Source organism: Amycolatopsis sp. NPDC045836 (assembly GCF_056431745.1).
Genome location: NZ_JBWKKF010000031.1, coordinates 70,636 through 86,012 on the forward strand (window position 1 = coordinate 70,636; position 15,377 = coordinate 86,012).

2 protein-coding genes are annotated in these 15,377 nt (G+C 70.4%); both read right to left on the bottom strand.

From position 1 onward, the window contains the following. Positions 1 to 4: 4 nt before the first annotated feature. Positions 5 to 9,487: an amino acid adenylation domain-containing protein gene (locus AC07EG_RS36815; RefSeq protein ID WP_478257889.1), complete on the bottom strand. Its 9,483-nt coding sequence runs from the start codon at positions 9,485 to 9,487 to the stop codon at positions 5 to 7. Then, positions 9,480 to 15,362, bottom strand: a complete 5,883-nt coding sequence (locus AC07EG_RS36820; RefSeq protein WP_478257890.1) for an amino acid adenylation domain-containing protein — start codon at positions 15,360 to 15,362, stop codon at positions 9,480 to 9,482. Before AC07EG_RS36820 ends, AC07EG_RS36815 begins: the two co-directional genes overlap by 8 nt. Positions 15,363 to 15,377 lie beyond the last annotated feature (15 nt).

Sequence of the window (15,377 nt, forward strand, 5' to 3'; positions counted from 1 at the left end):
CTCTTCAATCGCCGATCCGGGAGCCGAGTTCGCGCGCGATCCGCTGCACGCCGGGAGGGCTCAGCACGGTCTGGTGGTTGCCCGGCACGCCGATGATCTCCAGCCTGCCCTTGACGGTGTTCTCCCAGCCGTAGGCGGGCTGGGTGACCGGGGTGTCCGACGCGCGGAACAGCACCACGTCACCGTGGTACCTGGCCGCGCGGTGGGAAACCAGCGCCGCGATGTGTCGCTTGTGGACATCACGCAGGCGCAGCAGCCGGGTGGCGTCGAGGCCGGTGGGCAGCGCGTTGACCTTCGCCGCCGCGGCCATCGCCGCCTCGATGGCCGCGTCGGGTTCCAGCGTGCGCAGGTGGTCGGGGTCCAGCGGCACCCCGGCGAAGAACTCGGCGATCACGTCGGCGTCGTCCACGTTCCCGTCGACCAGTTCCGGGGCCACCGAATCGATCATCGCGACCAGTTCGACGCGCTCGCCCTCGGCCTCCAGCCGGGCCGCCATCTCCAGCGCGACCACGCCGCCGAGCGACCAGCCGGCCAGGTGGTACGGGCCGTGCGGCCGGACCGCGCGCACCTCGGCGAGGTAGCGCCCGGCCATCACGGCGATGCTGTCGTCGGCCTCCTGGCCCTCTTCGAGGCCGAGCGGGGCCAGCCCGTAGCACGGCTGGTCGCGGCCGAGCCGGCGGGCGAGTTCGCCGTAGCAGAGCACGCTGCCGCCAGCCGGGTGCACGCAGAACACCGGTGTGCCCTCGCCGGGGGTGAGCTCCACCAGCGGCCGCCACCGCGCACCGCCTTCCCCGCGCAGCAACGCGGCCTCCTGCTCGACCGTGCGCGCGGCGAGCTGGCCGGCCAGCGTGATCTTGACGTCGAAGGCGCGCTGCACCTCGGTCGCCAGGCGGATCGCCACCAGCGAATCGCCGCCCAGCTCGAAGAAGTCGTCCAGCACGCCGACGCGCTCGACGTCGAGCACCTTCTCCCAGGTGCGGGCCAGCCGCAGTTCCACCGCGTCCCGCGGCGCCACGTAGGGCTTTTCCGGCCGGTGCGCCCCACGCCTGGCGTTGAGCGCCTTGCGGTCGACCTTGCCGGAGGTGGTCATCGGCATCGCGTCGAGCACGGTCAGCGTCGACGGGACCAGGTGCGACGGCAGCTTCCGGGTCAGCTCATCCAGCAGCCTGCCCCGCAGGTCGGCCCCGAGTTCGTGCCGCACCGGCAGGTTCGCCGGTTCGAGCAGCTCGTCCCCGGTCCCCGGCGGGCGGAAGTCGGCCCGCGGCTGCCCGGCCTTGCGCAGGATCACGTCGAAGGCGCCGTCGCGGTGACCGGCGGCCCAGCTGATCTCGACCTCGTACCCGCACGAACGCCCCAGCGCCCGCAGCCGCTCCGGGTCGACGGCCTCGCGCTCGGCACCGGCCAGCGCCTCGCCGAGCGTGGTTTCCCCGGAGGCGGCGAGCAGGCGCTGCCACCGGTCGTGGTGCCGCCGCACCCTGGCGTTGGGCACGCGGGCCAGCGCGATCAGCTCCCTGGCACCACCGCGGACCATGGTGGCCACCGCGTCCCAGGTCAGTTCGCCGCGGTCCCAGTCGAGCCACCGCGCGTCCACCTGGACGTGCGGGGCGGCTGCCTTCTCCAGCACCACGTCGTACCGGAACCGGCTCAGCTCGTTGTCGTAGGCGCCTTCCTTCGGGCTGATGCCGATCCGGCCCAGCTCCGGCACCTTCTCCCGCAGGCGGGTGAAGAACCGGGGGTCGACCAGCAGCTCGTTCTCCACCCGCGTCAGGTGCCGGACGCGCTGCACCACGTCCGCGGCCGGCACGTCGGCGGGTGCCTGCGCCACCTGGACCGAGGCGTGCAGGGTGTCCAGCAGCCGCAGGTTCCGCACGTCACCGACGAACATCGAACCGCCGGGCACCAGCGCGTCCACCGCCCCGCGGATCACCTCGACCAGGTAGGCCACGTCCGGGAAGTACTGGGTGACCGAGTTGAGCACCACCACGTCCACGCTGTTCGGCTGGATACCGGCGAAGTCGACCGCCTCGCGCTGCTCCAGCGTCACGTGCTCGCAACGATCGGCGAGCCGTCCGCGCACGTACTCGATGGCCGTGGCCGACATGTCCGTGCCGTGGTACGCGGTGACCTCCGGCGCGATCCGGGTGAGCAGGATGCCGGTGCCGCAGCCGATCTCCAGCACGCGCTTCGGCTGGAGGCCGAGGATCCGGTCGACCGTGCGATCACGCCACTCGAGCATTTCGCCGGTCGGGATCGGCTGCCCGGTGTAGCTGGACAGCCAGCCGGCGGTGTTGAAGTCGGCGTCGACCTCGATCACCGGTTCGGTGTAGATCTGCTCGTACAGCGACTGCCACTGGTCCACGTGCCGCCGCAGCCAGGGCGCCGAGGACAGCGACTGGCCGGTGACCGCGGTGAAGTCCGGCTCCACGAAGGCGGCGAGCACGTCCTGGTCGGCCACCACGGCCGCGTGCTTGACCAGGTCGTCGGCCCGGAGCACGGCTTCGATCTCCCCCGGTTCCACCCGCTGGCCGCGGATCTTGACCTGGTCGTCGTTGCGGCCGAGGAATTCGATCACCCCGTCGGCCCGCCACCGCGCCAGGTCACCGGTGCGGTAGAGCCTGCCGCCGGTGAACGGGTCCTCGATGAACTTCTCCCCGGTCAGCTCCGGCCTGCCGAGGTAACCCCTGGCCAGGCCGATGCCGCCGAGGTGCAGCTCACCCGGCACGCCGATCGGGGTCTGCCGGCCGGTGTGGTCGAGGATGCGGCAGGTGGTGTTCGCGATCGGGCGGCCGATGGGCACCACCGGGTCACCGGTGTGCTCCGGCAGGCACTGCCAGTAGGTCACGTCGATGGACGCTTCGGTCGGCCCGAACAGGTTGTGCAGTTCGGCGTCGAACAGCTCGAAGAACCGGTCCCGCAGATCGGCGGTCAGCGCCTCACCGCTGCAGAACACCCGCCGCACCGACGGCAGTTCGGAAACCCCTTCGGCGGCGAGGAAGTACCGCAGCATCGACGGGACGAAGTGGAGGGTCGTGACCCCCTCGTCGCGGATCAGCCCGGTCAGGTAGTCCGGGTCGCGGTGGCCGTCCGGCTTCGCCAGCACCAGGCGCGCGCCGGTCATCAGCGGCCAGAAGAACTCCCACACCGAGACGTCGAAGGTGTACGGGGTCTTCTGCAGCACCACGTCACCCGCGCCGATCGGGTATTCGGCCTGCATCCAGCGCAGCCGGTTCCACACCCCCCGGTGTTCGAGCATCACGCCCTTGGGCCGGCCGGTGGACCCGGAGGTGTGGATGACGTACGCGAGGTCGGCGGGTTCGCCGACGCCGGGATCGGTGTCCGGGCCGTCGAACTCGGCGGTGTCGACGGCCAGCACCGGACCGGGGATCCGGTCACGCAGCTCGTCCTGGGTGAGCACCAGTTCCGCGCCGGTGTCGCGGATCAGGAACTCCAGGCGCTCGGCCGGGTGGTCCGGGTCGAGCGGCAGGTAGGCACCACCGGCCTTGAGCACCCCGAGCAGGGCCACCACCAGTTCGGCCGACCGCCGCACGGCCACGCCGACCACCCGGTCCGCCCGCACACCCCGGCCGATGAGGTGGTGCGCCAGCTGGTTGGCCCGGCGGTCCAGTTCCGCGTAGCTCAGCTCCTCGTGCCCACATCGGACCGCGACGGCGTCCGGGGTGGCCGCGGCCTGCCGGGCGATCACCCGGTGCAGGCATTCCGGCTCGCCGTAGTCGACGGTGGTCTCGGCCCACCGTTCGAACAGTTCGGCTTCGGGCGCGGTGAGCAGGCCGAGCTCGCCGACTTCGCGGTTCTCCTCGCCCGTCAGCTCTTCGAGCAGGCCACGCAGGTGCCCGAGCAGGCGTTCGGCGGCCCCGGCGTCGATCCGGGTCTGGTCGAACCAGACCTTCAGCGTGGTCTCCGGGCCCGGGACGACCACCACGGTCAGCGGGTAGTTGGTCTGCTCCATGCTGTGCAGGTCCGCCACGCGCAGGCGGCTGAGCTCGTCGAGCACGGAGAAGTCGGCCGGGTAGTTCTCGAACACCAGGATGCTTTCGAACAGCGGCACCCCGGCCGGGACCTCGCTCCACTCGGCCACCTTGGTCAGCGGGCTGAACTCGAACTGCCGCTGGTCGATCTGCGCCTGCTGCAGTTCGCTCAGCCAGGGGCCCAGCCGCTGCCCGGCCGGGCAGGTGACCCGCGCGGGCAGGGTGTTGATGAACAACCCGGCGATGTGCTCCGCGCCGGCCAGGTCGACCGGGCGCCCGGAGGAGGTCACCCCGAACACCACGTCCTCGCTGCCGGAGTACCGCGACAGCAGCAGCGACCACGCCGCCTGGAACAGGGTGTTCACCGTCAGCCGTCGCCGCCGGGCCACCTCTTCCAGCTTCGCGCCCAGTTCGGCGGGCAGCACGACCTCGCGGCGGTCGTAGTCCTCGTCCCGGCGTCCGCCCTCGGACGGCCGGTCCACGCCGAGCGCCGTCGGCTCGGTGACCCCGGCGAGCAGTTCGCGCCAGTACCGTTCCGCGGCTTCGAGGTCCTGCCGCTGCAACCATTCGAGGTAGTCGCGGTACTGGCGGACCGGGGGCAGCCCGGGGGCGCGGCCGTCGCACAGCGGCACGTAGATTTCGAACAGCTCCCGCAGCACGGCGGCCGAACTCCAGCCGTCCAGCAGCAGGTGGTGGAAGTTCCAGACCACCTGCCACGCCTGGTCGGCCAGCCGGTACAGGCCGACGCGCAGCAGCGGCGCGCGGTTCAGCTCGAACCCGTCCTCGCGCTGGCGGGCCAGCAACGCCGACAGCCGCTCGGCCTGCGCATCGGCGTCCAGGCCACGCCAGTCCTCCTCGGACCACGGCAGCTCGATCCCGTCGAACACCACCATCAGCGGCCGGTCGAGCCCGGCCCATTCGACCGCCGAGCGCAGCGCCTCGTGCCGGTCGACGAGCCGCTGCCAGGCTTCGCGGAACGCGGCCGGGTCGAGTTCGCCTTCCAGCCGGACGCTGAACTGCTCGAAGTAGACCCCCGAACCGGGAGCGGACAGCGTGTGGAACAGCAGGCCCTGCTGCATGGTGGTGGCCGGGTACAGGTCGCCGACCAGCCCGTGGGTCTCGGTGATCTTCGCCAGCTCGGCCGCGGTGAGCCCGGCGAGCGGGAAGTCACCGGGCAGGTACGCCCGCGCCGCCGACCCACCGGTGGTGGCGGTCAGCGCGTCCAGGTGCCCGCGGATCTCGGCGAGCAGTATGTCTATTGTGGACTGTTCGTAGCGGGTGCCGGGATAGGTGAGTTCCACGGTCAGGGTGCCGTCGTGGATTCCGGCGTTGATTTCGACGGGGTGGTGGCGGGGGTTCGCCCCGGCGTGCGCCCCCTCGGAATCGTCCAGTGCCAGGGCGAACGCGCCCCCGCTCACGCCGTCCAGCTGGCCGAGGAAGTTGAACAACACCGCCGGGGCGCCGTCGAGCTGGTCACGCAGCAGGCCGTAGCCGAGACCGTTGCCGGGTGCCTCGCGCAGGGCTTGCTTCACCGCCCGCACCGCGTCGACCTCCTGGACCGCACCGACCGGCAGGTGCACCGGGCGCATCGTGGTGAACCAGCCGACCGTGCGTGAGAGGTCGATGTCGTCGAACAGCGGTTCACGGCCGTGCCCCTCGACGTCGACGGTGATGCCGGGGTCGCCGGTCCAGTCGGCCAGGCCCTGCGCGCAGGCGGTCAGCACCAGTTCGTCCACCCGCGCCTTCATCCGGCGTGCGGTCTCGGACAGGCGGGCGGTCAGTTCGGCGGGCAGGGCGATCCGCCGGGTCACCGCGGTTTCCCAGGTGTCGGGGCCGGGACGGTCGACCGGGAACTCGGTGACCGTGGCCAGCACGCCACGCCAGTAGTCCAGCTGGTCGCTGACGTCGTGCCCGGCGAGCCGTTCGGTCCACTGCGCGAAGGCGGTGGTCTTCGCGGGCAGCTCGCCGTCGCCCAGGTAGGCGCGCTCGAAGTCCTCGACGATGAACCGCCAGCTCACCGCGTCGACCACCAGGTGGTGGCAGGCCAGCACCAGCTTGGTCCCGTCGACGGCGGCCTTGAGCAGCGGTCCGTGCTCCAGGTCCAGGCCGGTGTGGGCGGCTCGCACCGGGTCGTCGCCCACCACCACCGGCACGTCGAGCTCGTCGATGCCGACCTGGTGCGCGCCGTCCCGGGTGAACCGCGTGCGCAGCGCGTCGTGCTGCACCAGCACCCGTGCCAGCGCGTGCCGCACGCGTTCCGGGTCGAAGGCGGTCTCCGAAACCAGCGTCACGCCTTGGTTCCACTGGTTGCGCACGGGCAGGTCCAGGCCGAAGAACCAGCGCTGGATCGGGCCCAGCTCGACCGGCCCGGTCACCGGTTCCTGCGGCGCCAGCACGGCGGGCCCGTGCCCGGCGACCTCGACCAGCCGCGCCACGGTCTGCTCGCGGAACACCTGCGCGGGCGTCAGGTGGATGCCGTGCTGGGCGGCTTTCGACACCATCTGGATGGACAGGATCGAATCGCCGCCGAGCGCGAAGAAGTTGTCCAGCACGCCGACGCGGTCCACGCCGAGCACTTCGGCCCAGATCGCGGCGAGTTCCTGTTCCAGCGAAGACCGGGCGGGGACGAACTCCGCACCGCCCTGCCAGACCGGTTCGGGCAGCGCACCGCGGTCGAGCTTCCCGTTGGCGGACAGCGGAAGCCGGTCGAGCACGGTCACCCCGGCAGGCACCATGTACTCGGGCAGCCGCTGCCGCACCCAGTCGCGGATCTCGTCGGCGTCGATCGCGGGCACCACGTAGGCGGCGAGTTGCTGCTGCCCCTCGACCTCGTGCACGGTCACCGCGGCCTCGTGCACGGCGGGGTGGGTGAGGATGACCGATTCGATCTCCCCCGGTTCCACCCGCTGGCCGCGGATCTTGACCTGGTCGTCGTTGCGGCCGAGGAATTCGATCACCCCGTCGGGCCGCCACCGGGCGAGGTCGCCGGTGCGGTAGAGCCTGCCGCCGGTGAACGGGTCGTCGATGAACTTCTCCGCGGTCAGGTCGGCGCGGCCCAGGTAACCGCGGGCCACGGCGATGCCGCCGAGGCAGAGTTCACCCGGCACGCCGACCGGGGTCTGCTGGCCGGCCTGGTCCAGGATGCGGCAGCTGACGTTGGCGATCGGGCGGCCGATCGGCACCACCGGGTCACCGGTGTGCTCCGGCAGGCACTGCCAGTGGGTGACCTCGATGGACGCTTCGGTCGGCCCGAACAGGTTGTGCAGTTCGGCGCCGAACAGCTCGAAGAACCGGTCCCGCAGGTCCGCCGTCAGCGCCTCACCGCTGCAGAACACCCGCTCCACCGACGACAACTCGGAAACCCCGTCCGCGGCGAGGAAGTACCGCAGCATCGACGGCACGAAGTGCAGCACGGTGATCCGCTCGTCGCGGACCAGCCGCACCAGGTAATCGGGGTCCTTGTGACCCTCGGGCTTCGCCAGCACCAGTTTCGCGCCGACCAGCAGCGGCCAGAAGAACTCCCACACCGAGACGTCGAAGGTGTACGGGGTCTTCTGCAGCACCACGGCCGAGGCGTCCAGGCCGTAGTGGTGCTGGCCCCAGCGCAGCCGGTTCCACACGCCGGCGTGCTCGACCATCACGCCCTTGGGATTGCCGGTGGACCCCGAGGTGTACATGACGTACGCCAGATCGGTCGCCGCGCTCCGCTTGACCGGCGGGGTGTCGGGGTACGAACCGTCCCACTCGCGGTCCAGCACCAGGATCGGCACACCGCCCGGCAGCCCGGCCCGCAGGTGCTCCTGGGTCAGCACGAGCACCGCCCCGGTGTCACGCAGCATGAACTCCAGCCGGTCCACCGGGTGGTCGGGGTCGAGCGGCAGGTACGCACCCCCGGCCTTGAGCACGCCGAGCATGGCGACGACGAGATCGGCCGACCGGTGCAGGCACAGCCCGACGACCCGGTCCGCGGCCACCCCCCGGCCGATCAGGTGGTGGGCGAGCTGGTTGGACCGGCGGTCGAGTTCGGCGTAGGTCAGTTCCTCGCCTCCACACCGCACGGCCACCGCGTCCGGCGTTTTCGCCGCCTGGCGCACCACGAGTTCGTGCAGGCATCCGGGCGCCCCGAAGTCCACGCCGGTGTCCGCCCACCGAGCGAGCTGCCGCCGTTCGGGTTCGGTGAGCAGGCCGATTCCGGCGACCGGGCGGCCGGGGTCGCCGATCAACCCCTCGATCAGCGTGTACAGGTGCCCGAGCAGGCGTTCGGCGGCCCCGGCGTCGATCCGGGTCTCGTCGAACCACACCTTCAGCTTGGTCTGGGTGCCGAGTTCGACCAGCAGGGTGAGCGGGTAGTTGGTCTGCTCGATGCCGAACAACTCGGTGACCCGCAGGTCGCGGACCTCGTCCAGGACGGAGAAGTCGGTCGGGTAGTTCTCGAAGACGAGGATGCTCTCGAACAGCGTGGCCCCGGACGGCACCTCGCTCCAGTCCTGCACCTTGGCCAGCGGGCTGAACTCGAACTGCCGACGCTCGGTCTCCTCCCGCTGGAGCTCCGGCAGCCAGTCGCCGACCGTCCGCTCCCGCGGGACCCGCACACGGGCGGGCAGGGTGTTGATGAACATGCCCGCGATTCCCTCGACCCCGGGCAGGTCCACCGGGCGCCCGGAAGAGGTCACGCCGAACACCACGTCGTCGCTGCCGGAGTACCGCGACAGCAGCAGCGACCAGGCGGCCTGGAAGATCGTGTTGACCGTCAGCCTGCGCTCACGGGCAACCTCCTCCAAGCGCGCGCCGACCTCGGCCGGGAGCAGGAGTTCGCGCCGGTCGTAGTCCTCGTCACCGCGGAAACCTTCGGCCGGGCGGTCGATGCCGAGTGCGGTCGGCTCGCTCACCCCGGCCAGCAACTGCCGCCAGAACCGTTCCGCGGCACCGAGGTCCTGCCGCTGGAGCCAGCCGAGGTAGTCGCGGTACTGGCGGACGGGCGGCAGCCGGGGTTCTTCACCCGCGCACAACGCCACGTAGCCCAGGAACAGCTCACGCAGCACAGCGGCCGAACTCCAGCCGTCGAGCAGCAGGTGGTGGTAGTTCCAGACCACCTGCCACGCGTCGTCGGCCAGCCGGTACAGGCCCACCCGCAGCAGTGGCGCGCGGCCGAGGTCGAAGCCTTCGACCCGGTCCGCGGCCAGGGTTTCCGACAGCTTCGCGGCCTGCTCGGCTTCGTTCAGCCCACGCCAGTCGGCCTCCGCCCACGGCAGCTCGATCCGGTCGAACACCACCAGCACCGGGGTGTCCAGGCCCTCCCACTGCACGGCCGCGCGGAGCACGTCGTGCCGGTGCACCAGCCGTTCCCAGGCTTCGCGGAAGGCCACGGCGTTCAGCTCGCCCTCCAGGCGCACGCTGAACTGCTCGAAGTAGACCCCGGAATCCGGTGCCGACAGGGTGTGGAAGAGCAGGCCCTGCTGGACCGGGGAAAGCGGGTAGATGTCCTTGATGGTCCTAGGCACCGGCGTTTCCTTCCATCTTGGCCATGAGGTCTTCGAGCGCCTGCTGGCTGAGCCCGGCCAGCGGGAAGTCGCTGGTGTGCGCGGCGGCGTCGGCGTTTTCCTGACCGGCGAGCAAGTCGAGGCGCCGCCGGATGCCGTCGAGCAGTTCACCCGCGGTGGCTTCGCTGTGCCGTTCGGTCGAGTAGGTCAGGTCCAGCACCAGTTCGGTCCGGTGGATGCCCGCGTTGATTTCGAACGTGTGGTGGCGGGTGTTCTCCGGCGCCTGCGCGGCACCCGCCCACGCCGGGTTGTCCAGTTGCAGCCGGAACACCGAGTCTCCGGTGGCCGACGGATCGACCTGCCCGAGGTAGTTGAACAACACCGGTGCGTCGGGCAGCCCCAGTTCCTCGCGCAGCAGGCCGTAGCCGATGCCGCCGTCCGGGGCCTCCCGCAGGGCTTGCTTGACCACGCGCACGGCGTCGGCCGCCTCCGCGCCGCCGACCGGCAGGTGCACCGGGCGGATGACGGTGAACCAGCCGGCCGTCCGGGACAGGTCGACGTCGTCGAACAGCGGCTCGCGGCCGTGGCCCTCGACGTCGATGGTGATGCCCGCCCGGCCGCTCCAGTCCGCCAGGCCCTGCGCGCAGGCGGTGAGCACGAGTTCGCCGGTGCGGGCCTTGGCCCGGCGGGCGCTCTCGGCCAGTGCCGCGGTGCTGTCCGCGGGCAGCACCAGGCGGCGGGTGACCGCACTGGCCTGCACGTCCTGACCGGCTCGGTCCACCGGCAGCGGGGTGATCGTGCTCGCCACCCCGCGCCAGTACCCGGCCTGGTCGCTGACGTCGAGGTCACGCAGGCGCGCGGTCCACTCGGCGAACGAGGTGGTCTTCGGCGGGAGGTCGCCCCGGCCGGTGCAGGCCCGTTCGAAGTCCTCGACCAGGAACCGCCAGCTGACCGCGTCGATCACCAGGTGGTGGCAGGCCAGCACGAGCCGCTGGGCGTCGCCGAGATCGACCACCACCGCCCGCAGCAACGGCCCGTTCTCGATGTCCAGTCCGCGGTGCGCGGCCCGGACCGCTTCGGCCAGCACCACGTCGGGATCGCGACCGGTGCCGTCGACCAGTTCGACCGGCACCTCGCCGGTCTCGAGTTGCTCCTGTGCGCGGCCGGTGAACCGCGATCGCAGCACGTCGTGGTGCGCGAGCACCTTGCCCAGTGCCTCACCGACCAGTTCCGGGTCCAGTTCGATGGCCGAGTCCAGCGCCACGCCCTGGTTCCAGTGGTGCGGGTTCTCCAGTTCCAAACCGAAGAACCAGCGTTGCACGGGCCCGAGTTCGACCGGACCGACCACCGGCCCCTGCTCGGCCACCACCACCGGGCCCTCACCGGCCACCTCGACCAGCCGGGCCACGGTCTGCTCCCGGAACACCTGCGCCGGAGTCAGGTGGATGCCGTGCTGGGCGGCCCGGGACACCATCTGGATGGACAGGATCGAGTCGCCGCCGAGGCCGAAGAAGTTGTCGTGGACGCCGATCTCGTCCACGCCGAGGACTTCGGCCCAGATCCCGGCGAGCACACGTTCCTGGTCGGAGCGGGCCTCGACGAACTCGTCAGCCGCCTGCCACCGGGGTTCCGGCAACGCCGAGCGGTCGACCTTGCCGTTGGCGGACAGCGGCAACCGGTCGAGCGGGGTGAGCCCGGCCGGGACCATGTACTCCGGCAGCCGCTGCCGTACCCAGTCGCGCAACTCGGACACGTCGTCGGCAACCACGTACGACGCCAGGCGTCCGTCGTGGACCACGGTCACCGATTCGTCGACCGCGGGGTGCGCCGAGAGCACCGAGTCGATTTCGCCTAGCTCGACCCGGAAGCCCCGGATCTTGACCTGGTGATCGACACGGCCGAGGAACTCGATCACCCCATCCGGCCGCCAGCGGCCCAGGTCACCGGTGCGATACAGCAACGCACGCGGGTCATCGGAGAACGGGTCCGGCAGGAAGCTCGCGTTCGTGCGCTCTTCATCACCCCAGTAACCCCGCGCCACCCCGATACCACCGATGCACAACTCACCGGCCACCCCGACCGGGCACACCTGCTGCGCCTCGTTGAGGACGTAGAAGCGCTGGTTGGCCAGCGGACGGCCGTAGGGAACGCTCGTCCAGCCCGGGTCCACGTGCGTGATGGGGTACGAGATCGACCAGATCGACGCCTCCGTGGCCCCACCACCGCTGTACAGCAGCATCTCCGGATTGACCGCCCACACCTTTTCCGGCAGCGACAGCGGAATCCAGTCACCGGACAGCAGCCCGACACGCAGTGAGGCGAGTGTGACGGCATTCGCTTCCGGTGCCTCGACGAGCAGTTGGAGCAGCATCGGCACCGAATCCCAGACGGTGACCTCGTGCCGGTCGATCAGCCGCACCCAGTGCGACGGGTCCTTGACCCCGTCCGGCTTGGGCAGTACCAGCGCAGCCCCCACGGACAGCGGGCCGAAAATGTCGTACACCGACAGGTCGAAACTCAACGACGCCAGCCCGAGCACCCGGTCCTCGGGCGTCACCTCGAACCGGCGATTGACGTCGACCACGGTGTTCAACACGCCAATGTGGTCGATCATCACACCCTTCGGCACACCCGTCGAACCCGACGTGAAGATCACATACGCCAGATCGGTCGGCGACTGCACCACGCCCGGCATCTCGGCGGAGTAATCGGCAAGATCTTCGGTGTCCAGGTTCAACCGGCCCACCTCGGGCAGCTCGACATCCGAATGCGTGAGGACCTGCCGCACCCGACCGAGTTCGATCAACTCCGCCAGACGAGCCTGCGGCAACCCCGGGTCCAGCGGCAAATACGCCGCCCCCGAAGCAACCACACCCAGCACCGCCGCCACCTGATCCGTGCCCTTCGGCAGGCACACCCCCACCAGCTCGTTCGGCCGGGCACCCCGCTCCCGCAACCACCAGCCGATCCGCGAGGCACGCGCCAGCAGATCCCGGTAGCTCAGCTGGCCGTCGTGTGCGATGACCGCCGTTGCCGTGGGGTAACGCGTCCCCGCTGCCCACACGCCTTCGTGCACGCACCCGGCCGCGTCGTCGCCGAAGTCGACGGCGGTGTCGTTCCACTCGCGGACCAGCTGGTTCCGCTCGGCCTCGGTGAGCAACGGCACCTCGCCGACCGGCTTCTCCGGCGCCGCGAGCACCCCGTCGAGCAGCACCCGGAAGTGCGCCAGGAACCGGTCGACCGTGCTCTCGTCGAACAGATCGGTGTTGTAGTCCACCGAAACCAGGAACCCGTCATCCGACTCGGCGACCATCCAGGTCAGGTCGAACATCGACCACCGGCGCTGCACGGTCACCGGCTCGACCACCAGCGAATGCAGCTCGATCGCCTCGCCCTCACCGACCTGCAACCGGTTCCCGGCCCCCACCGCCAGCGGTGCCAGCCCCTCGTTGTCGAGGGCCTGTGCCCGCTGCATCACGAACATCGTCTGGTACAGCGGCGAATACGACGAATCACGCTCCGGCGCCAGCCGTTCCACCATCTCCGCCATCGGGAAGTCCTCGTGCTCGAACGCCCCGAGCACGACCTCCTGCACCTGCCGCAGGGTGTCTTCGAAGGACATGCCGGGGGTGAAGTCGGTGACCATCGGCAGCGGGTTGATGAAGTAGCCGACCACGTTGTCGATTTCCGGCTGCCCGCGACCGGCCGTCGGCGAGCCGACCACGATCCGGTGCTGCCCGGTCTCCCGGTGCAGTAACAGCTGGTACGCCGACAGCAGCACCACGAACGGCGTCACCCCGAGGCGGGCGCCGAGTTCCTTGAGACCGCTGGAGATTTCGGCGCCCACGCCGAACACCCGGTTCGCGCCGCGGAACGACTGCACCGCCGGACGCGGGCGGTCCGCGGGCAGGGCGAGAACGGGCAGGTCACCGCCGAGCCGCTCGCGCCAGTAGTCCCACAGCCGCTGGCCGTCCGCTCCGGCCAGCAGTTCACGCTGCCAGTCGACGAAGTCGGCGTACTCGACGGCCGGCGGCGGCATGGTCGCCCCGCCCCGGTATTCGAGTGCGAGTTCTTCCAGCAGCACCACGCACGACCAGAGGTCGACCACGATGTGGTGCGCGCAGATCAGCAGCACCGACTCGCCGTCGCCGCGCTCGAACACCCGGAGCCGGACGGGCGCACCGCCGTCGAGCGCGAACGGCCGGTCGGCTTCGTCGGCCACCAGGCCGTCGAAGTCGGCCACGGCACGGGCGTCCACCACCTGGAAGTCGGCGGTGGTGTGCGGATCGATCCGGTAGTACGGGCCGTGGTCGTCCTCGCCGAACACCGCACCGAGCAGGCTGTGCCGGGAAACCACGGCCTGCCAGGCAGTTTCCAGTTGATCCAGGTCCAAAGCGGACAGCACTCGCATCGCGGTGGCGACGTGGTAGGCACCCGACTCGTCGGCGAATCGATAAATGGACCAAAGGGCTTCCTGGCCGCGGGACAACCGGGAAACCGCCCCGGGCGCACGTTCCCGCCGCCGGATCAGCGAATGCTCGCCGACCGCTTCGACCAGGCGTGCCACGGTCTGTTCGCGGAACACCTGCGCGGGCGTCAGGTGGATGCCGTGCTGGGCGGCCTTCGACACCATCTGGATGGACAGGATCGAATCACCACCGAGGCCGAAGAAGTTGTCGCGCACGCCCACGCGCTCGACGCCCAGCACCTCGGCCCAGATCGCCGCGAGCACCCGTTCGGTTTCGGAGCGGGCCTCGACGAACTCGTCAGCCGCCTGCCACCGGGGTTCCGGCAACGCCGAGCGGTCCACCTTGCCGTTGACCGACAACGGAAGCCCGTCCAGCGGGGTGAGCCCGGCCGGGACCATGTACTCCGGCAGCCGCTCGCGCACCCAGTCGCGCAACTCGGACACGTCGTCGGCAACCACGTACGACGCCAGCCGACCGTCGTGAACCACGGTCACCGACTCGGCCACCGCGGGGTGCGCCGAGAGCACGGAGTCGATTTCGCCTAGCTCGACCCGGAAACCCCGGATCTTGACCTGGTGATCGACACGGCCGAGGAACTCGATCACCCCATCCGGCCGCCACCGGCCCAGGTCACCGGTGCGGTACAGCAACGCACGCGGGTCATCGGAGAACGGATCCGGCAGGAAACTCGCGTTCGTGCGCTCTTCATCACCCCAGTAGCCCCGCGCCACCCCGATACCGCCGATGCACAACTCACCGGCCACCCCGACCGGGCACACCTGCTGCGCCTCGTTGAGGACGTAGAAGCGCTGGTTGGCCAGCGGACGGCCGTAGGGAACGCTCGTCCAGCCCGGGTCCACGTGCGTGATCGGATAGGAGATCGACCAGATGGAGGCTTCGGTCGCACCACCTCCGCTGTGGATCTTCATACCGGGGTTGAGCGCCCACACCCTGTCCGGCAGCGACACCGGAATCCAGTCACCCGACAGCAAGCCGACCCGCAGCGAAGCAAGCGTTTGCGCATTCGCCTCCGGTGCCTCGACCAGCAACTGGAGCAGCATGGGCACCGAGTCCCACACAGTGATGCCGTGCCGGTGGATCAGCCGTACCCAGTGCGAAGGGTCCTTCACGCCATCCGGTGCGGGCAGCACCAGCGCCGCGCCGACGGACAGCGGGCCGAAAATGTCGTACACCGACAGGTCGAAACTCAACGACGCCAACCCCAGCACCCGGTCACCCGGGGTGACCTCGAAGCGCTGATTGATGTCGACCACGGTGTTCAGCACACCGAGGTGATCGATCATCACACCCTTGGGCACACCCGTCGAACCCGACGTGAAGATCACATACGCCAGATCGGTCGGCGACTGCACCACGCCCGGCATCTCGGCGGAATAAACGGCAAGATCTTCGGTGTCCAGATCCAACCGGCCCACCTCGGG